Below are 22,247 nucleotides of genomic sequence, written 5' to 3'. Positions count from 1 at the left end.
GTCCTACATGCCGATGGCGGTCTTGGTGTAGGAATCGCGGTCGATATCGAGCAACTCCACACACAACTGCACTTCGACCCCCGCCGGCCATTCGCACAGATCCTGCAACACCGCCAGCAGGCTGTCCGAGAGCTGCTTCTTGATCTGCGGCGAACGACCGCTGAGCAGCGCTAGCTTCACATGGACGAAAGCGCGCTCACCCATACTGGTACCGACCTTGAAGGTCTCGACCTTCACCGCCCGGCTCTTGATATCGAACTCGGCGGCGAACTGACCGGAACCCACCAGGGCGTTGTTGAGGCGGATCAACGCCACATCAGCGTTCAACTGCGGCAAGTTGGCGGTGTATTCCATGTGCAGGTGTGGCATGGGGATGCTCCAGTCAGTCGGCAGAAAGGTCGTACATATACCACAGCGCTGCCCTACTCTCCTGTGGCTTTTTCCGAGGTTATCGAGGCCGACGCCTGACGCAATGCCAAGCTTTCCCACAGCGCCACCAGCACCACGATCGCCGTGGTCAAAGCCCCGAGCATCAGCGCCGAAAACCAGTGATTCAACGCCAATGGCAGCGCCAGCATGAGCAACACCAGCCCCGCCAGATGCGACAACGGCGGCAGCGCCCGGTCGGACATGACCCACTTGAACAGCGCATTGCCCAACAGAAACAGCCATGGCCCGCCCACGATCACCAGGATCCCGGCGTCACTGGCGTGATCCGGATGCACCAGCACCAGTTCGTCGGCCACCGCACTGACAATCACCCCGGCAACAATCAGCACGTGCAGGTAGGTGTAGGCGATGCGCGCCTGGCGCCCGGGATCGCTCGAATGCGCGATGCGGTGATGCGCGCGCTCGGCGCCGCTGTCGAAGTACACCCACCACATGCCGATGCTGCCCAGCACCGCCACCAGAAACGCCATGACTCCGGTGGCGCTCAGCGTCAGTTCAGCGAACGTCGCGCCGGTCACCAGCAGCGATTCGCCCAGGGCGATGATCACGAACAACGCGCAGCGCTCGGCCATGTGATTGCCTTCGACGTTCCAGTCGTTCAACGACGAACGCCCCAGCCCCGGCACCCAGAAATACAGCGAAGGCGAGATCAGCTCGATCAGCAGCGCCAGCGCCCAACACAGCAGACGTTGTTGCCCGTCAAGAAAGGCTCCGACGATCCAGAACACGCCGGAGCACATCAACCACGCCAGAATTCGCTGGAAGTTACGGGTCATGCTCAGCGATTCGCCACGCACCGCCCAGATCGCAAACAACGTGCGCCCGACCTGCATGAACACGAACGCCGAGGCAAACATCAGCCCGCGCTCGGTGAAAGCCTTGGGGATCGAGGACGACAGCAACAGACCGGCGATCATCAGCCCGAACAGGCCGAGACGGATCGGCAATTTTTCCGGGTCGAGCCAGTTGGTGATCCACGAAGTGAAAATCCACACCCACCACACCGCGACCATCAACAGCGCCACCTGCACCGCGCCCAGGATCGACAAATGCGCGAGCAACGAATGCGAGAGCTGAGTCACGGCAAACACGAACACCAGATCGAAAAACAGTTCGACCATGCCGACCTTGCCACTGTCGAGACTGCCGCGCCCACGCAGCAACGATCGGGAAATGCTCATCGGACAAGTCTCCAGCCGGGGTCTTTGCCATTGAGCAAAGCAGCCCGACCAGACGAACGCAAACCCTGTAGGCGTGAGCCTGCTCGCGATGAGGGTGTGTCAGTCACATCAATGTTGTCTGACACAGCGCTTTCGCGAGCAGGCTCGCTCCCACAGGGAAGGTTTGTAGTGGTTTCAGGGGGCGGTCAGTGGCCGCTCACTCATGAACGCCTCAAGCCGCGACCGCAGCCAGCGCTCGGCCGGGTCGCTGTCGACGTGGCTGAGCCAGACCATCGACAGATCCAGCATCGGCGTCTTGAACGGAAACGGTTCCTTGAACAACAGCCCGGAGGCAGCCATGGCTTCGGCGGTGTAGTCCGGCAGGCTGGCGATCAGGTCGGTGCCGGCCAGCAATGCCGGCAGCGCACTGTATTGCGGCACCGACAACACCACATGCCGGGTGCGGCCGATTTCCGCCAGCCACTCATCGGCATAGCCGCTGATGTTGGCGGTGTGCGACACCAGTACGTGTGGGCGCGAACAGTATTCATCGAGGGTCAGCGGCGAATCCGAGGCGTCGGCGCGCAGAATGCTTGGCTGGATATGCCGCAGCAGTTTGCGCTTGGCATTTGCCGGCAGGCCCCGGGTCTGACTGATGCCGACGGTGATGTCGCCGGCGGCCAGCAGGTCGGGGATGCGCCAGTAGTCGACGTGTTGCACCACGAACACTACGCTGGGTGCTTCCTGACGCAGCGCCCGCAGCAACGGTGGCAGCAGGCCGAATTCGACGTCATCGGACAGGCCGATCCTGAACGTCATGTTGCTCACGGCCGGGTCGAAATCGTGAGTCAGACTCAGCGCCACCGACAGCGAGTCGAGGGCCGGCGACAGGTATTTGAACAGTTCCTCGGCCCGGGCCGTCGGCTCCATGCGATGGCCGACGCGAATGAACAGCGGATCGTTGAACATCGCGCGCAAGCGATTGAGCGCCGAACTGATGGTCGGCTGGCCGAGAAACAGCTTCTCCGCCGCACGAGTGACGTTGCGTTCGAGCATCAAGGTCTCGAACACCACCATCAGATTGATGTCGGCCTTGCGTAATTCATTTCGATTCATCCATTGCCCCTACTCCCCGGTCTGCGGGCAGTTTAGAAAGGCCCATGGACAGCGTCCATGGGCGAAAGGAACAACACCGGCTCAATTCACCGTCAACGCCTGTATCCCGATCGCCAGCTTGCGCATGTCCTTGCCCATGCCCAACTCCCCCGGACTGATAGCGTTGGCGTATTTGAAACGAATATTCAGCACACCTTGTTGCTCGACACGCTGCTGCACTTCGACCGGCAACTCGACATTCAGGCGATTCGCTTCAGGCTTGACCAGCCGGGTGGACAGCACGCGTACATCGTTGACGAAAATTTCCACTGCTTGCTCGGTGTGTGAAGGGGCCAGCAGCGCAGTGGTTTCCAGCAAGAACGAGTGCACCCGAGCAGTCGGCCGCAGGGCAATTTGCGACTCATTCCCCTCGGACCAGGTGCCCCACGGTTCATTGTTCGCCCACCCTTTACCGAGGAAAAACGTCGCCAGACTGCTGGGATTGAACACGACTCTCTCGCCCGACTTGAGTGGCGGGATCAGCGTCAATGGGTCCGGGGCCGATATCGGCAGGCAGTCGGCGCAACGCTTCCAGCCCGGCGCCAACACGTTCAACCCGTCAATTCTGGCGAGCACATCGGTGTCGCGATTCAAGGTCAGAGCTGCTTCCAGCACAGTGCGGTTACTGAGCACGTACAGGGTATCGGCTGCATAGTTTCCAGAACTGACCATTCGATCCGACACCGCTTGAGCGGCTTCAGTGGCAACCGTACTGACGCGCCCAAGGTAGATCGCGTTGGTCGGCAAGTGATGGCGACCCGAGTAGTCGGCCAGGGTCATCCACTGTTCCGGATAATTCTCCGGTCGCAGCCAGCGCACTGCCTGATAACGCTTCGCCGCCTGCTCCCAGAACGGGTCGACCAATGGCGTCTTCCATGTGGGCGACGGCGTGGCCATGAATAAACCGCGCGACACCGCCCAACCGGCGCGCGTGTCTGCCACCTGAACCACCAGCGCCACACTCAGCAGCATCAACGCCACGCGCGAGGAGTGCCCGCGAATCACCACATAAAGGATCGCAAAAATGGCCATGTACATGAGCGGCCAGATCATTCGCCCCGAGCCACGAAAAATCGTGGCCACGGCAACCACCGCATCCGGCAGCGGAATCCTGAATTCGAATGGCCCTACGCCGATATTGTTGGAAACGGCGAATATCGCCAGCCCTGCCAGTGCGAGCAAAACCAACGGGTAACGGCGAGCCTTGGCTCCCAGGTCAGTCGTCCCTTGCAGTACCGGCACCAAGGCAAAGATCCCCAGGCAGATCACGCCCAGGCCCAGAAATGCGAACCCGTCGCCGTCGCCCAGTACACCCGGCATGTCCTGCAAGGTATAGGACCAGACACCCGCATCGAAAAAGGTCAGCACATTAGCCCGGAACAGGCCATACCCCATCAACGCCAGACCGCTGTCGCCTATGCTGAAATAACCCGCCTGCCAGCAGCAGACACTGACCAGCAGAAACAGACCGATCAACTCGATCAAGGCCTTACCCGGCGTCTGGCGCCGCTGAAGGGTTTTGGCGGCAAGGTCGGCAAGCCAGATCAACGCAACCATCGCCAGCAAATAAGCGTGCACCAGCGCAGCCGCCGCCAGCAGCGCGCCCCAGGCGAGGCGGCGTTTCGGCGTAAAGGGGCGCAATGCCAGATATAACCCTGCCAGCAACAGAAAATGCCCAGCCAGGGACAGATGTACGCTCATGCGGACGATCATCGCCGGAATGAACAAAAACATTCCTGCACCAAGCAAACGCAACGCCACGTCGCGACTGAACAGGCCAATCAGCTTCCAGGCAAACCAGCTCTGCAGAATGAAACACGTCAGTAGCCATAGCCCGAAATACTGGAAGGGTTCAGGCAACAGGGCTGAGAACGGTTTGAAGATAAAGGCGAACAACGGATTGGAATCCGAGAAAATTATCCCGTTACCCAACTCCAGCCCATAGCTCGGGTTAAGCCCCAGTGGAAACGTCCAGGGCGAATGACGAAAAAAAACCCAACCCTGATAGTGCGTGGCGGGGTCGCCGTCGCCTAGCCATGCAATGTTCATCGGGTTCAAGGCACGTGGGCCGACCACAATGAAAAACGCCAGAATTCCCAAGAGCACGGGCAGCAGCGCAGTCGCCCGATGTGTTGCGGAAAGCTTCATCGATACGTCCAGAAGTTGTGCAAGACAAACGTGAATGCCGGAATCGTCAGCGCCACCGCGACAATGCCCAACAGATAATTCAACCCGGCAACCTGCGCGGCCCAGGCGACAAACATCGCCAACAGAAAACCGCACGCCGATACCAATAGAAATCGCAGCAACGTTCTGCCGTGCAACCGAGCCGAGAAACTCCAGGTGGTATTGATCACGTAGGACACCACCGTTGCCACGGCAAACGCCACTCCGTTGGCCAGCGGCGGTTGCGGCGCAACGAAATTGATGAACAGCACAGCCACCAGCGCATGCAGCGCGGTGACGAACAGACCGGTCACGGCAAAGCGCAGACCGCGCTGGATCAGCGCTTTCCTTTCAACTGAAGTCACGGTTTTTGCGCCAGCACGAACACGCTCAGCCCGGCCAGACGGTTGTGGCTCATCAGCGGCAGTTCGAGGCTGCACAACGTCTTGAGCACGCCGTTGACCAAGGGATGATGGCGTTTGAGCTGAGACTGCGGCGCTGCGGCCTGCGGCCCTTTGGGCAGCAAACGCAACGCCGCCGCAATCGGAAACACCGCGCCGAAATAGTAGGCACCAAGCTGCACGCTCAAACCGGCATCACGGGCCAGGGTTTCATACTGCGGCAGGGTGTAGCGGCGCTTGTGTTCGAGGAAGTCGTCGTGACCGCTCCACAGGAACTGGAACGCCGGCACGGTCATCAGGAAACGGCTGCCGGACGGCACCTTGTCAACGTAAGCCTTGAGCAAACCAAGGTCATCGTCGACATGCTCCAGCACATCCATGAGCAGCACCAGATCGGCGTCGATGGCGTCGATATCGCGGCGATAATGCACCGGTTTGCCGGCAGTGATCGCATCTGAATCGGCGGGGTAACTGATGTCGACGCACCACGCTTCGCGCGCATCGGTTTGAGTCAGCAGGTGATGGGAGAAGAAACCCGAGCCGGCGCCCACGTCGAGAATCCGCGTGATCGGTACATCACCGAGCAGACGACGAGTCGCCGCCGCTTTGGAGCAGTAATACCAATGCTCACCGATGCTGTCGCCGAGGATATCGGTTTCCTTGAGATCCATGTTTCAGTCCTTGGGGTCGTAGACGCGACGCACCAGAAAAACCGGCCGGCGTTTGGATTCGATATAAGTGCGGCCGAGGTACTCGCCGAGTACGCCGATGCCAATCAATTGCAGGCCACCGAGGAACGTCACGGCCACCATCAGCGAGGCATAACCGGGCATGTCGACGCCGTGGATCAGCGTGCGCAACACGATAAAAATGGCAAAGGCAAAGGACACCAGCGACACCGCGGCGCCGATGTAAGTCCAGATCCGCAACGGTTCGGTACTGAAACTGGTGATGCCTTCCAGGGCAAAATTCCACAGCCGCCAGCCGTTGAATTTGCTCTGCCCCGCCACGCGCTCGGGCCGCTCGTAATCAACGTGGGTAGTCCGAAAACCGACCCAGGCGAACAGGCCCTTCATGAAGCGCCGGGACTCGGGCAAAGTCAGCAAGGCATCGACTACACAACGGTCCATCAGGCGGAAATCGCCGACGTTTTCCGGCAGCGGTTGCTCGGCGATCTTGTTGTGCAGGCGGTAAAACCAATGCGCCGACGTCTGCTTGGCCCAGGTGTCGCTGCGGCGGCTGACGCGATGACCGAGCACCATTTCATAGCCCTCGCGCCATCGCTCGATCATTTGCAGAATGACTTCGGGTGGGTCCTGCAGATCGGCATCGATAGGCACCACAATCTGCCCGTTGGCGATTTGCAATCCCGCAGACAACGCCGCCTCTTTGCCGAAGTTACGGCTCAGATCGACGATGCGCAGCCGCGAGTCGTGCCGCTGACGATCCAACAGCCGCTCAAGTGTGGCATCAGTGCTGCCGTCATTGATGAACACCAGCTCCAAAGCAATTGAGGCTTGGTGCTGGAAGACTTCATCGATGCGCAGAATGAACGCGTCGAGACTGTCCTCCTCGTTAAAAACCGGGACAACCAGCGATAACGTGACCCGTGTGGCCTGTGCCGTTCCATGCTCAGTCAATGGAGTGCTCTTTTTATAGTGTTTGTCGGTCGTCGAAGCATTTTCAACGCCATGAGCCGTCCCGTATTAAGCAGTAGCGTCGATAGCCTTGCAAGGTGCAAAGGGCGACATTCTGGCCAATCCAGACGCCGATGCGTGCGCTCTAGCCCGCACTCTTCAGAAACATCTGCCAACGATTGGAAACAAATACCCGATAGCGAAAAAAACTCGCTCCGCTAGGCTTGCGACGATGCGCCACACAGGTTGTCGCAAACACCATCGCAAGGAGCGAACTGAATGTATTTCGAGATCTACAGGCAATCCCGAGGCACCCCGAGCACCGGCAAAGGCCAATGGCGCTGGAGACTGCGGGCGGGGAACCACGAGACGATTGCCAGTGGCGAGTCGTATGTGAACAAGGCCGATTGTTTACACGTGATCGAGTTGATCAAGGGTGTGCAGGGGGAGACGCCGGTGAAGGAAATCTGATGGCGCCGCGTCCTACAGCCTCTTCCTTTTTCGTCTGAAGCACTGGCAAAGCACTTTTGCGCCCCTACGCTCTTCAGCGTACGGGGCCATCCAGCCCTGTTTCGCCAAATGATGTTCAAACTCAAAAGGAGCCGCACCATGGCTAGAGACAAAGCGAAAGACGACAAGCACTTCAACTGCACCCAAACACATGAAGCCGACTACGTCGCCAGCCTCTATCCGCACGCCAAGGACGAAGTGAAAACCTTCCTGGCCTCGGCTTGCAAGGACAACACCCTGCGCAACTCGACGCACAAGGAAGTGTATGACCTGATCAAACAGAAGCTCGGGCATCCGCAGCCGTGAGTGGCTGAGGCGGGTGCTCGGTAAAACTCGCAGATACAAAAAAGCCCCGTAGCTTCTCAGCTACGGGGCTATTTGCTCTGTTCGGGAACGACGTACAACCTCCAGACCAGAATCAAGCTAGGCATGGGCCTCTCGGTCAAGAACATCCGCAACCCACTGATTAATGCTTTTTTGAGCCAATTGCGCTTTTACGGCAACAGTCGCATGAAGAGCTGGCGCCAAACGCAGACTGAGATTGCCCGAATAAGGCTTTTGAGGAGCACGGCCCAGTTTTGCGCAAGTCTCCAGATAGTCAGTAACAGCCTCTTCGAATGCTGACCGAAGCTTTTTCACAGATTCGCCATGAAAACCTACTACGTCCTTGATCCCAGCGATATGACCAACAAAAAGACCATCTTCATCACTGTATTCAATTCGGGCTGCATACCCGTTGTAATTCATCACGTTCATGGAGTGACTCCTGCTTGTTCAAGAAAAGCCCGAGCATCACGAACCTGATAGGGCTTTGCTTCTTTATCCGGGTGAGGTCGGTGGAACGTAGCAACCACTCCTCTTAATTCAAACCGAACTCGCGAACCATTGCTTTCCACGGTTCTGGCCCCGACCGCATTGAACAGAGACTCGATGCGCGCCCATTCCAACGTGGCGGGTGTGGGTCGTGAAAATATAGCTGCGAGCGTACCGAGTTATTTGTTGTTCATAGTATTACACCATGATACCGCGCAGGGAAAATTGACAATCGCGATTCATATCGCTGATCCATGAAGCGCCCCCTTGAACAAGCGGACAACGCCACCCTCCAAGCTTGAAAACGGCGTCTTTTTATCCGAATCCGGTCAATATTGGGCACATAGGTCAGGATAAGGAGTGATTGGAAATAGAGCTGTAGGTAGACTCCGAGAGTTACGTACGAACCGGCATCAATCGAGTCACATCCGATTATCGAGTTTTCAACCTCGGGTTCCGGCGACAGGATTTGCTGATTACTCAAGCGAGCAGAAACAAAAAAGCCCCGTAGCTTCTCAGCTACGGGGCTTTTTCTATATATGGCGGAGAGATAGGGATTCGAACCCCTGCCACATCACACTCATGCCGCCTCAGGCCACGAAAGCATTGCCTTGGAGCCATCTGGGTTGGTCTAGAGAGGCCCGGATAGGCCCATGATATGTCCTAAATTTGCCCTAAAAAACGCTGAATAGCGCTCAGCTTTTTTTAGAGTGTGCAGCTCAGGTTAGATCCTAGTGCGAAACACCGCTAGCTAAAGAAAATCCAGGAGGCTACCCTAAGCACTGTCTATTCATACAGTTAAGGACCACCATGATGAGTGCTGAAATTATCGATTTCTATAGAGTTAAATCCGACTCCGAGGCGGCCGAGGACGCCGACCTGTTAGCTTTTTTTCAAAGGCTACCGCTCACCTTTTCTGCAGATCACAGTTCTGTAGCGAGAAAAATGCTGGGCTGGAGCATTGAGGCATTAGCCTTTCGTTCCTCCGTTTCCGTGAAAGCCATCAAAGATCTTGAGAGCGGCACAAGGAAGTTGAATCAGGTAACGATGCAAGCCTTGGCTTACGCCTTCGAGAACGAAGGGCTAATTTTTATGCCAGGTCACCCACCGTCTAAAGGCGAGAACTGCCGAGGCGCGACATCCAATCCCAAGCATCGCGACGATTTCCACTTAATCGAATAACGAACCAATGAAAAGCAGCAGCCAAGGGCGGTGAGTAACAGCCCCGTCGCCAGCCCAGTCGCCCTGTCATTAGCCAAACGGCAGCTAACGGCCAGAAGCGGACATTGGCAAGCCGCCTTTGGCCAAGAGCAGCCCGTCAGGGTCATGGCAAGCACAGCTGAACAATTGAGGCGTCGGGGCTCACTGTCCGACTATACAGGGAAAATTTTTCCCGCCGTTCGGGTACCGACACCTGCAGATGCGGCCGACAGCCATGCGGCAGCCCTTTAGAACACCATACTTTTCGATGGCTTGTTTCGCATAGTTTGAACAGGAAGGCTCAAAGCGGCAGGCATTTCGCAATCGAGAGGAAGCAACTCGCTGATAGCAACGAATTGCTGAGACGGCGCAAAGCTTGATCACCGGGGCTTGCGCATAGAAATCACGTAATATTGGTTCAGAACGTTTTTCTTCCCCATTAACGCGTCGAAACATCCCGGTTTGACTGAAACGCCAATCGTGTCTATCCGATAAAACTCCCCCCCATCTTCAGCATGAGTGTTGACCACATTTTATAGATAAACTGCGGCCTCGTTCACTCGGTGCTCCTTCGCACGAACTTCAATGGTTGGCGGCACTTGAACCATTTTGTAGATGTACATCCGTGATCACCTTGTGAATGCTTGTATTCCCATGACGACATCGTCACGCTCACCAAAAGCAAGCAGCGGGAATTACTTGATTGGGTCAGCCTGGGTATCAACCTGATCGGTGTTTTACCAGCCCCTCCGACCATGGCTGCTGCTCGTATGAGTTTGCGCCCTACCTTGTTTTTAGTACATCAGGACTGCGTAACAGCGCCAAGATGTTGTTGGGCGATTCAATGACCGAAGTGCTGGTCGGGCACTTGAACGCCACCATCGTCGGCACGATCGATGACTTCGTAAAACAGGCCCAAGGCAAACTTTCGGGCATTCTTGCCGATGCCGGGAACTTGGGGGCAAGCGCGGTAAAAGAAATTGCGAAAGGGCTTGAAGCCGTCGTCAACGGCAAGCTCGACGCAAAAGGCGATGCGCGCCGCGGGTCAGAAAATCACTGCTGCCGGCAATCAATTGCTTAGCGATCCCAAGGCGGCCATCAGCAATATCTTTGGGGCTGCATTTAGCGCCTACAAAGCCGTAGGTAAAGGAGTTGCCAATAGCGCAGCGAAAAACCTTCTGCCGGACCAGGCTAAAAAACTGGTGATGACGCACACCGGCACATTGAGAGCGATGGGGCCAGAAATCAAAACCCAACTGAGTAAGTTGGTTGATCCGGGAACGCGACACTCCGTCGGTTGGTTGTTGCAAAGGCTCAGCGGCGCTGTGGTGACTTGGCGTAAACGCCGAGGACATGGACAGAGCGCTAGTGTTAAACCTAATGCCACCAGTAAGGCGCAGAGCAGAGCAGGTGAAGGCCGGCTCGAAGCCAGCAGCCGTCAGGCTCCTGCGAATGCTAACGCCAAACCGCCAGGCAGCTTGGGATGAGCCGCTCGACGGTAGGCTTTCTATGAGCTCGCTCCCCTACCACCGAAAACTAGGGAAATGGTGCTCAGGGCAATCAGGTATCCCTACCCCGTTTTTTAGCTTCGGTTATCGGTGGCCCTATCAGACTGAAGAGCTTGTAGCAGGTAAATTTCCAGAGCGGAAACGTTAGCTCAGCTACCCCACTTATACTGAAGAGGTTGTCAGGTTTGCCTGGGCCCAGTTCTCAGCGGTCGTGAGTTGAATCGACTGCTGCTCGTTGAAGGTGCCTGCTTTAGGCCATGACACACCTTTGCCCTGAGCAAATACGGCACGGTACTTCTTGATGTGATGGGTGGGGTCTTTTTCCAATTCTTGGAGCAGGTACGGAACAGTCCACACGTTTCGTTTGAACGGGCGACCCAGCACACGTTCAAGGAGGCTGGCGACCTCTCCGTACGTCACAGTGTCTCCAGATAGATAAACAATTTCATTGCGAAAGCGGGGTTCGAAGAAAACGATTTCCGCTGTCAAGGCGCCGATGTCGTCTGGAGTCGTAAGCGTCACGCTGGTTTCGAGACTGCCTAGTGCGTTCACGGTGTCGTTTTCGAAATCGACCACCTCGAATACAGGCTCGAACAAAAAGCTGGTGAACATACCAGTCGAGATGATTACCCATTCAGTTTTATCCTGGGCGCGAAGCAATTCGCGAACATCAAGCTGAGCATCGAACAGATCCTGAGGACTGCCCCGACCGATTGCCTCGAAGTCGGCACCAAACTGCCACGGGAAGTAGCGCTTCACACCTGACTTCAGAGCAGCGGTAGCCAGTTTCATCGGGGTTTCCCGGCCTGCAACCATGCCTGCACAGCCGATTACGGTATCGTAACGTGCGAATACTTCCGCCAACTGATCGATTGAGTCATTCACGAGGTCTGCGGCTACCATCTGGATGCCTAGGGCCCGAAGCTCATCGATTTCAACCTTTTTCTCAGGAATTTGAGTGTTGATGGTCGAGTCCCTGAGGAGGACGCTGATTGTGGAACCTGGCGCACGCTTTGCTACCCGCGCCAGGTTGCGCAAAACCGGCAGTCCAAGCTCACCGGCGCCTAGAACGAGAATGGATTGGGGGGAAAGCTGGGTCACTTCGGTCATGATTTCTCCTGAGCCCTGTTGCCTGTAAGATGAACAAATGCTTGCACGATTAGGCAACGCTTGTAAGAAGGCACACCGGTGATACCAGACAAAGAAATGTCCAGTCAGGAGGCTCTCAGCCAAGCTGAGACAATCTGCCGAACGCTTAGAGAAGACGATGATGGCGTCAGAAGGGAAGTGCTTGCTCACGCAGGCAGCCGCTGGTCATTAGGCATTCTGCATGCCCTAGGGGTGTACGGCACAATGCGCCATGCCGAAATAAAACGGCAGATGACCGGAGTGACTCAGCGGATGTTGACTAAGACATTGCGCGCCATGGAGCGGGATGGCTTAGTGAATCGGCGGGAGTTTGATGAAATTCCACCACGTGTCGAGTATGAGCTCACGCCGCTAGGCATGGAACTATTGATCCGCATGTCCCCCATCTGGACGTGGGTTGTCGAAAACGTTGAGGATTTCCGCAAGGCGCGGCGTAATTTCGACAATCAGAATGATAAAAAGCCTGTATGGCAAATACCCACGTCGACACCATTAGGCTCAGAAGCGTCTGACTGATTTACTCGCAGCGTACTAGAAGCCCGGTGCTGAGGAATAGCGTAGTAATTAATCAATCGCACTGACGCTCTTTATTGGGCCATCAGCATGACCATGCATTGCACATAGTGACACCAGCACAGGCGACGCCTGCGCTGGCTGTTAATGTTGGGCCCCAATGCTGCTGCTCAGTCGACACTAAAAGGCCAAAGCATCGAAAAAATCAATAGTCTGATTTATTGCCAATAAATTGACTCGATTAGTCTCAGCAGGGTTATCTTCGCAGATGAAGCTGTGTCCTACTTCCTCATATATATAAAAAAGATTTGGCACACCCACACGATCAAGCGCGTCCTTCATTTGCACGCTTTGGAGATATGGAACCTTCCGATCCTTTTTCCCGGCTAAAATCAGCATCGGCGAAGTTCGAGATGTGGGGTGAAAAGCGGGACTGGCTGAGCGAAAACGAGCAGTGCGATCCTGGCCAGGCTCTGCCCCTATAAGCCTCCACTCCGGCGCATCATCTGGAATGTCAATTCCCAGCTGTAGCGCTTGATCACCGAGAGTGGTGAAGTCGAAAACTCCATACCAAGCCGCTACGCCATGAACGCTTGCCGTGACCGGACAATGCTGATCCTGACTACTTACCGATTCAGTTGGATTGCCCAGCGAGGCAGCCAACTGAGCTCCGGCTGACACGCCCCAAGCGTAGACCCTTTGCGGATCTATACCGAATGCATCAGCTTGGTTCAGCAGAAAACTGACAGCAGTTCGAACATCGTCGATTTGCGCTGGCCATTTCGCCTCTGAGCTAAGTCGGTAATTCACCGCTGCGACGACATAACCTCTGCTCGCAATATCGCCCAATAATCTCGGAAAGTCAGTGAAAACACCGCATCGGTGACTGTCACCACGCCTCCAACCTCCTCCGTGGATATAGATCAGCAGGGGTAACTGCCTTGGGTGAGGCTGCCCTTTCTTCAACGGGGAGTAGAGGTCGAGCGTCAGGGGACGGTAGCCATCAACTCTATGATATTGCAGCCCCCCAAGAAGCGTAACGCCGCTCGCAAGCACTGTCTCCATCACAGGGAAAAGATCTTTATAGACCATTGAAGGCTCAGTCACGGGGTTCAGCCAAGTTGTTGATCTGAGCAATTAGATTCATCCTCGGGTAGCGGAGATTGCCAATTGAGGCGGCCATAGCAGAGACGTCCAAGAACGGCATAGGCTCATGAGAGAGGTTATCGCCTCATTCAGCCAGTGCAGATCTGGTTTTTTTCATGAGGATTCAAGCGGGCATGGCGACATGGGCGTCGAACTCGCCACTGTCACCAAGAGCCTTAGCTACGAATCCACTTCGCAATTGGCGGTTAACGAAGCCCTGGACATACTCCGCCGCAATATCGCGGCCTTTAGGCACTGCCAGTGCCTGACGGATTTCTGTGAAGTTATCCATTAACACCCTCACGCCAGTAGTCGACTTGGCGAAACGCTCCAATGGTTGGCGAACACCAGCGGCTGCATCCAGGCCCAACTCCAGGAAGGTGTGGACAGCTTCAGACGAGGTTTCCGCTCGGACGAGGTTAGCATTCTTGAGTGTGCGGGACAGGAACAAGTCGTAGGCGGCACCCTTTCCTACGGCGATACGGTTTCCGCCTGTATCCAGAGCAGAGGCTCGATGGAATTTGCTATCGGTCTTCACAAGATAGGTTCCGTCGATACAAACGTAGGGGTTCGAGAACGCGATTTTCTCGGCCCGAACTGGCTCGATTGCCAGAAATGCAAGATCCCAAGCCTGTTCTTCTAAAGCAGCGAACACCTTGCCGGCAGCATCGTACGTCGCCATCGAAATTTGGATGCCAAGCTCATCGGCAAGGGCCTTTGCCAACGCAACTGACACTCCGGAAAGAACTCCAGTTTGCTCATCTCGCTTCGCCAAGACAGGATTGCCAAGGTTAATGGCCACCCGCAGTGTCCCGTGAGGAGCCAAATCCCTACACACGTTGGCAAGTTCAAATTTCACGATCGCTCGCTCCTTTCCGCTTCTGACTGGCTAGCGCCTGCCCCTTTCCAATGGATAATCATTTTTCCGATAATCAAAATCATGAGCGCACCTAATGCTCCAGCGGCGTAATGAGACCATGTCGGCACTGCCGGCACGCTAATGTCGGTGATCGCCATCCTACCCGCGATCCAGCCCAGCAGTGCCGCTCCCAGCGTGATGACTATCGGGTACCGATCCATGAAGTGCAGCACCAACTTGCTGCCCCAAATGATGATGGGAATGCTGATGACGATGCCGAAGATCACGAGTTCCAGTTGGCCGTTGGATGCTCCCGCCACAGCAACGACGTTATCCAGGCTCATCACCGCGTCGGCGACGATGATCGTTTTGATTGCCCCCAGAAGCTTGGGGCTCGCAGCCAAGTTGTCGTGAGCGTCCTCGCCTTCGGGAACGATCAGTTTGATCCCGATCCACAGAAGGAGCACGGCGCCAACTAGCTTTAGGTACGGCAGCTCCAGCAATTGCAGAGCGAAGAAGATCATGGCGATCCGGAGAAGGATCGCCCCCAACGCGCCACCAATGATGGCGCGATTGCGCTGAGCTTCTGGGAGCTTGCGGCAAGCCAGCGCGATGACCACCGCGTTGTCGCCACCCAGCAAAATATCGATGGCGATGATTTGCATCACCGCCAGCCAGAACCCTGGCGAGTTTATGAGTTCGATCAAAATGAGCTCTCCAAGCCAGGGGGCCGGTTAATCAGACAGTTTTGAAGATCATGCAGACCGGGCTGCCGGTCTTGATCACCTGACCGTTCGAGGTAAGCACCCCGGAAGCCTGATCAACATCAAAGCCGACAATGGTGTCTGTCTCTTCGTTGGCGACAAACAGACGCGTGCCATCCGGCGTCAGGTTCATGAAGCGAGGCTTACGTCCTTGAGACGAAGTGTGAGCCTTGGCAGCAAATGCCCCACTCTCTTCCAGCGCGAAAGTCGTCACACTGTCATGGCCCCGGTTCGACACGTAGAGGTATTTTCCAGACGGCGCCATCACGATGGCCGCGGCACGGCTATTGCCTGTGAAGTTCGACGGCAGAGTGGAGACAATTTCCTGAGGCTTTAGCGAGCCTTGCTCAGGATCGTAGGCGTACCCGGTGACGCTGCTGTCGAGTTCGTTTACGACGTAAGCGCTCTTCCCTACCGGCGTAAATACCACGTGGCGCGGGCCCGAGCCTTCGCGTGCTTTGACCATGCTGACCTGGGTGGCGCCATATTTCGCGTTGTTCTGCTGCACCCGGTAGACGAAGACGCCATCCAATCCTTTGTCGGGAATGACCAAGAATCGTCCGGACGGATCGAAAGGAATCATGTGTGGATGAGAGCTGCTTTGCTCCACTTTATGCGGCCCAGGCTCGCCAGGCAGCGACTCCAGATGAGCCAGCGCGCCGAGGCTACCATCATCCTGAATCGGGAAGATCGCAAAACCGCCAGTGGCATAGTTCGCAACAGCCAGGAACTTACCGGAAGGATCGACGCTGAGATGAACGGGGTTCTTGCCTTGGGTGCCAACTGTATTGAGCTTGGTCAGCTCACCGCTCTTCGCATCAATAGCGAACGAGCTCACCTCGCTGAGATCACCATGTACGCAGTAAAGATGAGTCTGCGAGTGGTCGAAGGTCAGAAACGATGGATTCACAAGATCATTGAGCGCCTGAACCAACGTGCACGCACCCGTTTCAGGCGCATAACGGTATACAGTAATGCCTACGCCACGGGCATTGCGCTCTTTGGTTGTGCGTGATCCAACATAAGCAAACCGAGGGGTATGCGACCGTTTGTTATTGGTCATCTTGCTTTTATCACTGGTAGCAGCAGCGTGTGCCGGGAGGGTGAAGCCACCAGCCAATACACCGCCTGCCGCGAGCGCAGAAAGCTGAATGAATTGGCGGCGGAGCATCGAGTGACGCGGGAATTCGGATGAACTCATGGTGTGGTTCTCTGTTGTTTTTATTATTGATCAGGGTTGTGCTCATGCCGGACGGAAGCCGACATGAGCACGGGCTGGATCAGAGGACTTCAGGAATCCGTACCCAGCCCTCCATCAGCCGGCGAGCACTGCGGCTCATCACAGCCTTGTCCACACTCCAGGCACCGTCCTCCAGCACAGTTTTTGCGCCTACTGCCACACTGCCAGCGGTATGCCCCATACGAACTTGACGATCCCCGATGTCACCCACGATACGATTCACCAGCGTGCCGTCGAGAGCTGCCGCGACGGCGACAGCGACTGCACCCGTACCCGTAATCGCATGGTGAAGTTTGCCCATCGACAAGATCCGGGCGATCACATCGATATCACCAGGCTCAACGAGCTTGCCGCCTGCCGCCTGATAGGCCTGAGGCTTGGCCACGAAGCACAGCTTCGGCGTGTGCGGACGCAGACGAGTTGCCTCTTCGGCGGTGGCGGCCAGTCCCATGGCAACGGTGCAGTGGGCACGGATGGTTTCGCAGCGTGCCAGCAGCTCAGCATCCCCATTGACCTGATCCTGAGTTTCGGTGCCCTTCAGGCCCACTCGGTCAGCTTCAACGAAGATGGTAGGGTTACCAGCGTTCAACAACGTGACGGGCATATTGCCAATGCCTGGAATATTTAGTTCGTCGATGGCGTTACCCGTCGGCAGGATGCTGCCCCCCGAGCCGCCTGGTTTAAGAAACTCCAGCACGACTTCAGCAGCGGGGAACGCCACACCGTCGAGCACGAAATCACCTTCTTCCAGAACCTCGCCGTTGCGCATAGGCACATGCGCGATGATGCGTTTCTGGATATTGGCCTGCCATATACGGACGACGGCGATGCCATCGCGAGGCGCATCTACCAGACCTTCAGAGATGGCGTATGGGCCGACAGCCGAGCTCAGGTTGCCGCAGTTGCCCGACCAGTCGATCACTGGCGTCTCGATGGCCGGAGCCCCGAACAGGTAATCCACGTCACAATCTTCGCGACTAGATTTACCGATGATCACCACCTTGCTGGTACTGGAGGTCGCACCACCCACCCCGTCGATCTGCTTGCCGTACACATCCGGGCTACCGATCACGCGGAGCAGGATGGCATCTCGCTCTTGGCCTGCAGGCGGCAGATCCTTGTCGAGAAAGAACACACCCTTGCTGGAGCCGCCACGCATGTAAACGGCTGGAATACGTCTTTGAGTCATTTGATATCTCCTGCGACAAATCAGCGGCACATCAGTTAGCGGATGCGTTCTTCATGCTTTCGATCAGCAACTGCGGCAACAGACCACCATTGCGGAAGTAACGAACGTCCTCGAAGGTATCCAGACGACTCACCACAGTGACGCGCTCGGTTTCGCCGTTTTCGCGCTCGATCACCAGAGTGACCTTGGCGCCTGGCTGGAAGTCATCGGTGATGCCTTCCACGCTGAACGTTTCGCGGCCATTCAGACCCAGGCTTTGGCGCGAGACACCCTGCTCGAACTGCAGCGGAAGAATGCCGAGACCCGCCAGGTTGGTACGGTGGATACGCTCGAAGCTCTCAGCTACTACCACGCGCACACCCAACAGGCGTGGGCCTTTAGCCGCCCAGTCACGAGACGAACCACTGCCATATTCTTTGCCGGCGACAACGATCAGGGACTGCTTGCGATCTGCGTAGATCTCGGCAGCCTGAAAGATCGTGGTGACCTCTTTCTCAGGCAGCAGCAGCGTCCATGGGCCTTCACGACCATCTTCGAGCAACTCGTTCTTGAGGCGCGGGCTGGCGAAGGTGGCGCGCTGCGCAGCCTCGTGGTTGCCGCGACGTGTGCCATAGGAGTTGAAGTCAGGCACCGCGATGCCGTGCGATTGCAGGTATTGGCCCGCATCGCTTTCCGGCAGGATCGCACCCGATGGAGAAATGTGGTCGGTGGTGATGTTGTCCGACAGCATGGCGAGGACGCGCATGTTGCTCAAGTCTTTGCTGATGTCAGTGGCCGTCACCGCATCGCTCCAGTAGGGAGGTTTGCGAATGTAGGTGCTGTTCGCTTGCCATGCGTATTGGTCGCTGACACCGGCGCGCAGGTCGCTGGCAATCAGTCCGGCTTCGCGCGGGACGTCTTCGTACGCCTTGTCGAACAGGTCGGCGGTGAGGTTTTCAGTCTCGATTGAGGTGAGTTCCTCGTCGCTTGGCCACAGCTCGTGCAGGTAAACAGGCACACCGTTGTCATCCACGCCCAGCGCGTCTTTTTCCGGATCGATCAGATAGGTACCGGCGATGGCGTAAGCAACGATCAGCGGCGGCGACATGATGAAAACTTCGCGAGCCAGCGGATGAACACGGCCTTCGAAGTTACGGTTGCCCGAGGTCGCAGCCACGGTTTCCAGCTTGCGGGTGCGGATCTCCTCTTCGATCTCAGGGCTCAGCAATGGCCCCGACATACCGTTACAAGTGGTACAGCCGTAACCGACCAGGTTGAAGCCCAGTGCATCCAGATCATTGTTCAGACCCGAACGCTCCAGGTAACCAGCAACCACCATCGAACCTGGCGCAAACGAAGTTTTTACCCATGGAGCGCGCTTCAGACCACGCTTGCGGGCGTTGCGTGCTACCAGACCAGCGGCGATCACACCACGGGGGTTGGAGGTGTTGGTGCAACTGGTGATTGCAGCCAATACGACCGAACCATTGTCCAGGCCAGTTGGTAGATTGGTTGCCGGTGCCTTCTGACCCAGCACGATACGCTGGTGAGGCTGTTTCGGGCCGGCGATGGAACGCTCCACGGTGCCGAGATCCAGGGTTACAACGCGGTTGTATTCAACCGCGCCGAGGCTGTCATGCCACAGGCCTTGAGCACGAGCATAGGCTTCAGTCAGCCCCGAGATCTGACCGCCACGACCGGTAATGCGCAGGTAATGCAGCGTGCGGTCGTCGATGGCAAACATGGCAGCGGTAGCGCCGAACTCAGGCGCCATGTTCGACAGGGTGCCTCGGTCAGCAAGAGACAACTGTGGAACACCTGGGCCGAAGAACTCCAGGAAGGAGCCGATCACGCCAGCCTTACGCAGCAGCTCGGTCAGAGCCAATGCGATGTCCGTTGCCAGGTAGCCTTGGGGCAAGGTGCCTTCCAGACGCACACCGACAATTTCAGGCAGACGAAGCATCAGGGATTTACCCAGCATAGCTGCCTCAGCCTCGATACCACCGACACCCCAACCCAGCACGCCGATGGCATTGATCATGGTGGTGTGGCTGTCGGTGCCGACCAGCGTATCCGGGAACGCCCACAGCTCACCATCACGGCGCTGAGTGCCAATTACGGTAGTCAAGCGTTCCAAGTTGATCTGATGAAGGATGCCTTTGCCCGAAGGGATGATCGACAAATTGCTGAACGCCTTGTTGCACCAGTCCAGAAACTGGAAACGTTCGGCGTTGCGCTCACGCTCAATGGCTTCGTTATCGGCGAGTGCACTGGCGTCACCCCAACGCTCTACGTTGAGCGAATGATCCACTACCAAGTGGGTCGGTGTAACAGGGTTAACCAGCCTCGGGTTGCCGCCTTGAGCAGCGACGGCATCGCGCAGACCCGCGAGGTCGACCAGCGCCGGCGTACCGAGCAGATCCTGCAGAACGACGCGAGCTGGACGGAAAGGAATGTCGAATTCTTTAGAGCGGGCGCAGATGACTTTGAGCGCGGCTTCAGGGTCAGCCTCTCCACGCAAAACGTTCTCGGCAAGGATTCGCAAGCTGTAGGGCAGCTTCGCGTAATCACCACCCAGGTCGGTCACGACCCCCCGGATGTCGCTGACACGGTACTCGATTCCGTTGGCGGAAACGATTTGACCCTTTGACTTAGGCATTGACTATTCCTCACAAACAACACGGGTAACGTTCTTGTGGGACGCATATTGCACTTTGTGATGATATAGGTCAATGTTGGGTCATCCGATTCATCTTGTTTGAGTGTCGGACGTACCCAACCAACGATTTCTACTGCGCATGCTCGCTCCTTCGACGTAGCGCCCAGTCAGGTACGGTAGAAAAAATAAAGATAAGAAAAATCGAGGCCCGCCATGATCAAGCTCTTTTGCCCCCGCTCCCCCACCACTCCCATTTGGATCGAGCCGGTCTCGACCTGAGACCTATTGCGCTATCCAGGCCATATGGCCGACCAGAGCCACATAGATCTGAAAAATGGGAGTTCGACCGTGCTAACAGTCCTTGGCTTTTCAATGGTTATCTGTTTCATGTACTTGATCATGACGAAGCGCCTTTCTGCGCTCATCGCGTTGATCTTGATACCTATCGTTTTCGCGCTGATCGGAGGCCATTACGTAGGCCTCGGTGCCATGATGCTCGACGGCGTCAAAACACTTGCTCCAACCGGCGTGATGCTGACCTTCTCGATTCTCTACTTCGGCATAATGATCGACGCTGGGCTGTTCGACGGGCTCGTCCGCTTCATCTTGAAAGTGGTGAAAGGCGACCCTCTCAAGGTCTCGGTAGGCACTGCGGTGCTGACGATGCTGGTGTCGCTGGATGGTGACAGCTCGACTACCTACATGATTGCCTGCGCTGCATTCCTGCCGCTGTATCAGCGACTGGGGATGAGCGTGCTGGGCATGACATGCCTGGTGAACATTGCCAGCGGGATCATGAATATCTCGCCGTGGGGTGGGCCAACTGCTCGCGCAGCAGCAGCGCTGCATGTGGATGCAATGGAGATTTTCCTGCCCATGATTCCTGGCATGCTGCTAGGTTGCGCCTGCCTCATCTTTACTGCCGTAGTCATTGGGCGCAAAGAGCGTGCGCGCATTGGCATTCTTGATATGGACGGTCTTCATCACGGCCCTGTGTCGCTGGGCAATGGATCAGCAGAGCAATGTGATGAAAATCGTCGTCCGAAAATGTTTTGGCCGAATTTGATCTTGACACTAGGCCTCATCACTTGCCTGATCATTGGCGCAATGCCTATCCAGATCCTGTTCATGGTCGGCTTCGCCATTGCCATCATGCTCAACTACCCGAACATTGAGCAGCAAAAAGCACGTATTGCCGCTCATGCGACGAATGTGTTGGCCGTTACAGCAGTCATTTTTGCTGCGGGCATTTTCACGGGGATCCTTTCCGGAACCGGCATGGTGGACTCAATGGCGAAAAGCTTGCTGCATGTAATCCCACCAAGCTTCGGCCCGTTCCTGGCTGTCTTCACCGCCCTCGTTAGCCTGCCGTTTACATTCTTCATGTCTAACGACGCGTTCTACTTTGGCATCCTTCCGGTGATCGCACAGACTGCAGCCCAATACGGGATAACTCCACTGGAAATCGCGCGGGCTTCGGTTGTGGGTCAACCCGTCCACCTACTCAGCCCGCTGGTGCCATCACTCTATCTGCTCGTTGCCTTGGCCAAAGTAGATCTCGGAGATCATCAACGCTTCGCGCTCAAATGGGCTATTTTGGCCAGCCTCGGCCTGTTGGTGGGCGGCCTTCTGTTTGGGGCATTTCCCTTCTATCAGGTTCGGTAAGCCCCGCTGGACGTCATAATTGAGGCGGAGGCCAAACGGTCTCTGCCACAGCGTAAAATGACGCGCTAGAATGGGCTTTCTTCG

The 22,247-nt window shown here is 56.5% G+C and carries 24 protein-coding genes; 7 read left to right on the top strand and 17 right to left on the bottom strand.

Annotated elements, in window-relative coordinates; genetic code table 11:
• Positions 1-3: 3 nt before the first annotated feature.
• The 7 genes from AC3WMV_RS23610 to AC3WMV_RS23580 all read right to left on the bottom strand — a co-directional run bounded on the left by AC3WMV_RS23610 (position 4) and on the right by AC3WMV_RS23580 (position 6,972).
• Entirely contained in the window at positions 4-369 is a 366-nt protein-coding gene (locus AC3WMV_RS23610; RefSeq protein ID WP_103368277.1) for a 5-carboxymethyl-2-hydroxymuconate Delta-isomerase, read from the bottom strand.
• Positions 370-422: 53 nt separating this feature from the next.
• Positions 423-1,631 (bottom strand): low temperature requirement protein A, encoded by a 1,209-nt coding sequence (locus AC3WMV_RS23605; protein WP_103368276.1) that lies wholly within the window; start codon positions 1,629-1,631, stop codon positions 423-425.
• A 174-nt stretch (positions 1,632-1,805) separates the two neighbouring features.
• The gene (locus AC3WMV_RS23600; RefSeq protein WP_027614510.1) at positions 1,806-2,726 is read right to left on the bottom strand and encodes a LysR substrate-binding domain-containing protein; all 921 of its coding nucleotides are present in this window, start codon (positions 2,724-2,726) and stop codon (positions 1,806-1,808) included.
• Positions 2,727-2,807: 81 nt separating this feature from the next.
• Positions 2,808-4,913 carry a DUF6311 domain-containing protein gene (locus AC3WMV_RS23595; RefSeq protein WP_103368275.1) on the bottom strand — a complete coding sequence of 702 codons (2,106 nt, stop codon included), beginning with the start codon at positions 4,911-4,913 and terminating at the stop codon, positions 2,808-2,810.
• The gene (locus AC3WMV_RS23590) at positions 4,910-5,296 is read right to left on the bottom strand and encodes a GtrA family protein (protein WP_103368274.1); all 387 of its coding nucleotides are present in this window, start codon (positions 5,294-5,296) and stop codon (positions 4,910-4,912) included. The genes AC3WMV_RS23595 and AC3WMV_RS23590 overlap by 4 nt, the downstream gene beginning before the upstream one ends.
• Entirely contained in the window at positions 5,293-6,003 is a 711-nt protein-coding gene (locus AC3WMV_RS23585) for a class I SAM-dependent methyltransferase (protein WP_103368273.1), read from the bottom strand. The genes AC3WMV_RS23590 and AC3WMV_RS23585 overlap by 4 nt, the downstream gene beginning before the upstream one ends.
• A 3-nt stretch (positions 6,004-6,006) precedes the next feature.
• Positions 6,007-6,972, bottom strand: coding sequence for a glycosyltransferase family 2 protein (locus tag AC3WMV_RS23580; RefSeq protein WP_103368272.1), 966 nt, complete (start codon positions 6,970-6,972; stop codon positions 6,007-6,009).
• 276 nt (positions 6,973-7,248) lie between these two features.
• Here AC3WMV_RS23580 and AC3WMV_RS23575 point away from each other — a divergent pair, with 276 nt between their 5' ends.
• Together AC3WMV_RS23575 and AC3WMV_RS23570 are read left to right on the top strand one after the other, a co-directional pair.
• Positions 7,249-7,440 carry a YegP family protein gene (locus AC3WMV_RS23575; RefSeq protein ID WP_007963291.1) on the top strand — a complete coding sequence of 64 codons (192 nt, stop codon included), beginning with the start codon at positions 7,249-7,251 and terminating at the stop codon, positions 7,438-7,440.
• 138 nt (positions 7,441-7,578) lie between these two features.
• Complete coding sequence (locus AC3WMV_RS23570) at positions 7,579-7,785, top strand: hypothetical protein (RefSeq protein WP_027614505.1); 207 nt, start codon at positions 7,579-7,581, stop codon at positions 7,783-7,785.
• A gap of 117 nt (positions 7,786-7,902) precedes the next feature.
• Here AC3WMV_RS23570 and AC3WMV_RS23565 read toward each other — a convergent pair whose 3' ends face one another.
• Both AC3WMV_RS23565 and AC3WMV_RS23560 read right to left on the bottom strand, forming a co-directional pair.
• On the bottom strand, positions 7,903-8,235 hold the full coding sequence (locus AC3WMV_RS23565; RefSeq protein WP_103368271.1) for a type II toxin-antitoxin system HicB family antitoxin: 333 nt from the start codon (positions 8,233-8,235) through the stop codon (positions 7,903-7,905).
• Positions 8,232-8,426: a type II toxin-antitoxin system HicA family toxin gene (locus AC3WMV_RS23560; protein ID WP_178085245.1), complete on the bottom strand. Its 195-nt coding sequence runs from the start codon at positions 8,424-8,426 to the stop codon at positions 8,232-8,234. Before AC3WMV_RS23560 ends, AC3WMV_RS23565 begins: the two co-directional genes overlap by 4 nt.
• Before the next feature lie 679 nt (positions 8,427-9,105).
• Between AC3WMV_RS23560 and AC3WMV_RS23555 the strand changes: the two genes are divergently transcribed.
• A complete protein-coding gene (locus tag AC3WMV_RS23555; RefSeq protein WP_049827965.1) occupies positions 9,106-9,474 on the top strand; it encodes a helix-turn-helix domain-containing protein in 369 nt (122 codons plus the stop codon).
• Between the two features lie 180 nt (positions 9,475-9,654).
• Here the strand turns inward: AC3WMV_RS23555 and yidD are convergent, their stop codons facing one another.
• Complete coding sequence (gene yidD, locus AC3WMV_RS23550) at positions 9,655-9,948, bottom strand: membrane protein insertion efficiency factor YidD (RefSeq protein WP_219738115.1); 294 nt, start codon at positions 9,946-9,948, stop codon at positions 9,655-9,657.
• A 388-nt stretch (positions 9,949-10,336) separates the two neighbouring features.
• Here yidD and AC3WMV_RS23545 point away from each other — a divergent pair, with 388 nt between their 5' ends.
• Together AC3WMV_RS23545 and AC3WMV_RS23540 are read left to right on the top strand one after the other, a co-directional pair.
• The gene (locus tag AC3WMV_RS23545) at positions 10,337-10,573 is read left to right on the top strand and encodes a hypothetical protein (RefSeq protein WP_226939984.1); all 237 of its coding nucleotides are present in this window, start codon (positions 10,337-10,339) and stop codon (positions 10,571-10,573) included.
• The gene (locus tag AC3WMV_RS23540; protein ID WP_226939985.1) at positions 10,524-10,979 is read left to right on the top strand and encodes a hypothetical protein; all 456 of its coding nucleotides are present in this window, start codon (positions 10,524-10,526) and stop codon (positions 10,977-10,979) included. The genes AC3WMV_RS23545 and AC3WMV_RS23540 overlap by 50 nt, the downstream gene beginning before the upstream one ends.
• A gap of 183 nt (positions 10,980-11,162) precedes the next feature.
• Here AC3WMV_RS23540 and AC3WMV_RS23535 read toward each other — a convergent pair whose 3' ends face one another.
• Positions 11,163-12,110 (bottom strand): aromatic alcohol reductase, encoded by a 948-nt coding sequence (locus AC3WMV_RS23535; RefSeq protein WP_027614501.1) that lies wholly within the window; start codon positions 12,108-12,110, stop codon positions 11,163-11,165.
• 96 nt (positions 12,111-12,206) lie between these two features.
• Between AC3WMV_RS23535 and AC3WMV_RS23530 the strand changes: the two genes are divergently transcribed.
• Positions 12,207-12,665, top strand: a complete 459-nt coding sequence (locus AC3WMV_RS23530; protein ID WP_027614500.1) for a winged helix-turn-helix transcriptional regulator — start codon at positions 12,207-12,209, stop codon at positions 12,663-12,665.
• A gap of 177 nt (positions 12,666-12,842) precedes the next feature.
• On the opposite strand, the gene AC3WMV_RS23525 is transcribed toward AC3WMV_RS23530, so the two are convergent.
• The 6 genes from AC3WMV_RS23525 to AC3WMV_RS23500 form a co-directional block, all read right to left on the bottom strand.
• Positions 12,843-13,754: an alpha/beta hydrolase gene (locus AC3WMV_RS23525; RefSeq protein ID WP_065899395.1), complete on the bottom strand. Its 912-nt coding sequence runs from the start codon at positions 13,752-13,754 to the stop codon at positions 12,843-12,845.
• A 178-nt stretch (positions 13,755-13,932) separates the two neighbouring features.
• Positions 13,933-14,667 carry a transporter substrate-binding domain-containing protein gene (locus AC3WMV_RS23520; protein ID WP_027614498.1) on the bottom strand — a complete coding sequence of 245 codons (735 nt, stop codon included), beginning with the start codon at positions 14,665-14,667 and terminating at the stop codon, positions 13,933-13,935.
• The gene (locus AC3WMV_RS23515; protein WP_027614497.1) at positions 14,664-15,374 is read right to left on the bottom strand and encodes a TerC family protein; all 711 of its coding nucleotides are present in this window, start codon (positions 15,372-15,374) and stop codon (positions 14,664-14,666) included. Before AC3WMV_RS23515 ends, AC3WMV_RS23520 begins: the two co-directional genes overlap by 4 nt.
• 31 nt (positions 15,375-15,405) lie before the next feature.
• Positions 15,406-16,632: a lactonase family protein gene (locus AC3WMV_RS23510; RefSeq protein WP_226939986.1), complete on the bottom strand. Its 1,227-nt coding sequence runs from the start codon at positions 16,630-16,632 to the stop codon at positions 15,406-15,408.
• A 79-nt stretch (positions 16,633-16,711) separates the two neighbouring features.
• Complete coding sequence (prpF, locus tag AC3WMV_RS23505; protein ID WP_027614494.1) at positions 16,712-17,860, bottom strand: 2-methylaconitate cis-trans isomerase PrpF; 1,149 nt, start codon at positions 17,858-17,860, stop codon at positions 16,712-16,714.
• Positions 17,861-17,891: 31 nt separating this feature from the next.
• Positions 17,892-20,498 (bottom strand): aconitate hydratase, encoded by a 2,607-nt coding sequence (locus AC3WMV_RS23500; RefSeq protein ID WP_027614493.1) that lies wholly within the window; start codon positions 20,496-20,498, stop codon positions 17,892-17,894.
• Between the two features lie 348 nt (positions 20,499-20,846).
• On the opposite strand from AC3WMV_RS23500, the gene AC3WMV_RS23495 reads away from it, so the two are divergent.
• Entirely contained in the window at positions 20,847-22,163 is a 1,317-nt protein-coding gene (locus AC3WMV_RS23495) for a CitMHS family transporter (RefSeq protein WP_026019990.1), read from the top strand.
• Positions 22,164-22,247: the final 84 nt, after the last annotated feature.

The organism is Pseudomonas sp. FW305-3-2-15-E-TSA4, assembly GCF_058787295.1.
This window is presented reverse-complemented; position numbering and strand designations above follow the sequence as displayed.

Excerpts from the sequence above, each read along its gene's own strand:
- AC3WMV_RS23610 (WP_103368277.1), bottom strand. The coding sequence starts at position 369 with ATGCCACACCTGCACATGGAATACACCGCCAACTTGCCGCAGTTGAAC.
- AC3WMV_RS23605 (WP_103368276.1), bottom strand. The coding sequence starts at position 1,631 with ATGAGCATTTCCCGATCGTTGCTGCGTGGGCGCGGCAGTCTCGACAGT.
- AC3WMV_RS23600 (WP_027614510.1), bottom strand. The coding sequence starts at position 2,726 with ATGAATCGAAATGAATTACGCAAGGCCGACATCAATCTGATGGTGGTG.
- AC3WMV_RS23595 (WP_103368275.1), bottom strand. The coding sequence starts at position 4,913 with ATGAAGCTTTCCGCAACACATCGGGCGACTGCGCTGCTGCCCGTGCTC.
- AC3WMV_RS23585 (WP_103368273.1), bottom strand. The coding sequence starts at position 6,003 with ATGGATCTCAAGGAAACCGATATCCTCGGCGACAGCATCGGTGAGCAT.
- AC3WMV_RS23575 (WP_007963291.1), top strand. The coding sequence starts at position 7,249 with ATGTATTTCGAGATCTACAGGCAATCCCGAGGCACCCCGAGCACCGGC.
- AC3WMV_RS23570 (WP_027614505.1), top strand. The coding sequence starts at position 7,579 with ATGGCTAGAGACAAAGCGAAAGACGACAAGCACTTCAACTGCACCCAA.
- AC3WMV_RS23565 (WP_103368271.1), bottom strand. The coding sequence starts at position 8,235 with ATGAACGTGATGAATTACAACGGGTATGCAGCCCGAATTGAATACAGT.
- AC3WMV_RS23555 (WP_049827965.1), top strand. The coding sequence starts at position 9,106 with ATGAGTGCTGAAATTATCGATTTCTATAGAGTTAAATCCGACTCCGAG.
- yidD (WP_219738115.1), bottom strand. The coding sequence starts at position 9,948 with ATGTTTCGACGCGTTAATGGGGAAGAAAAACGTTCTGAACCAATATTA.
- AC3WMV_RS23545 (WP_226939984.1), top strand. The coding sequence starts at position 10,337 with ATGACCGAAGTGCTGGTCGGGCACTTGAACGCCACCATCGTCGGCACG.
- AC3WMV_RS23540 (WP_226939985.1), top strand. The coding sequence starts at position 10,524 with ATGCGCGCCGCGGGTCAGAAAATCACTGCTGCCGGCAATCAATTGCTT.
- AC3WMV_RS23535 (WP_027614501.1), bottom strand. The coding sequence starts at position 12,110 with ATGACCGAAGTGACCCAGCTTTCCCCCCAATCCATTCTCGTTCTAGGC.
- AC3WMV_RS23530 (WP_027614500.1), top strand. The coding sequence starts at position 12,207 with ATGTCCAGTCAGGAGGCTCTCAGCCAAGCTGAGACAATCTGCCGAACG.
- AC3WMV_RS23525 (WP_065899395.1), bottom strand. The coding sequence starts at position 13,754 with ATGGTCTATAAAGATCTTTTCCCTGTGATGGAGACAGTGCTTGCGAGC.
- AC3WMV_RS23510 (WP_226939986.1), bottom strand. The coding sequence starts at position 16,632 with ATGAGTTCATCCGAATTCCCGCGTCACTCGATGCTCCGCCGCCAATTC.
- prpF (WP_027614494.1), bottom strand. The coding sequence starts at position 17,860 with ATGACTCAAAGACGTATTCCAGCCGTTTACATGCGTGGCGGCTCCAGC.
- AC3WMV_RS23500 (WP_027614493.1), bottom strand. The coding sequence starts at position 20,498 with ATGCCTAAGTCAAAGGGTCAAATCGTTTCCGCCAACGGAATCGAGTAC.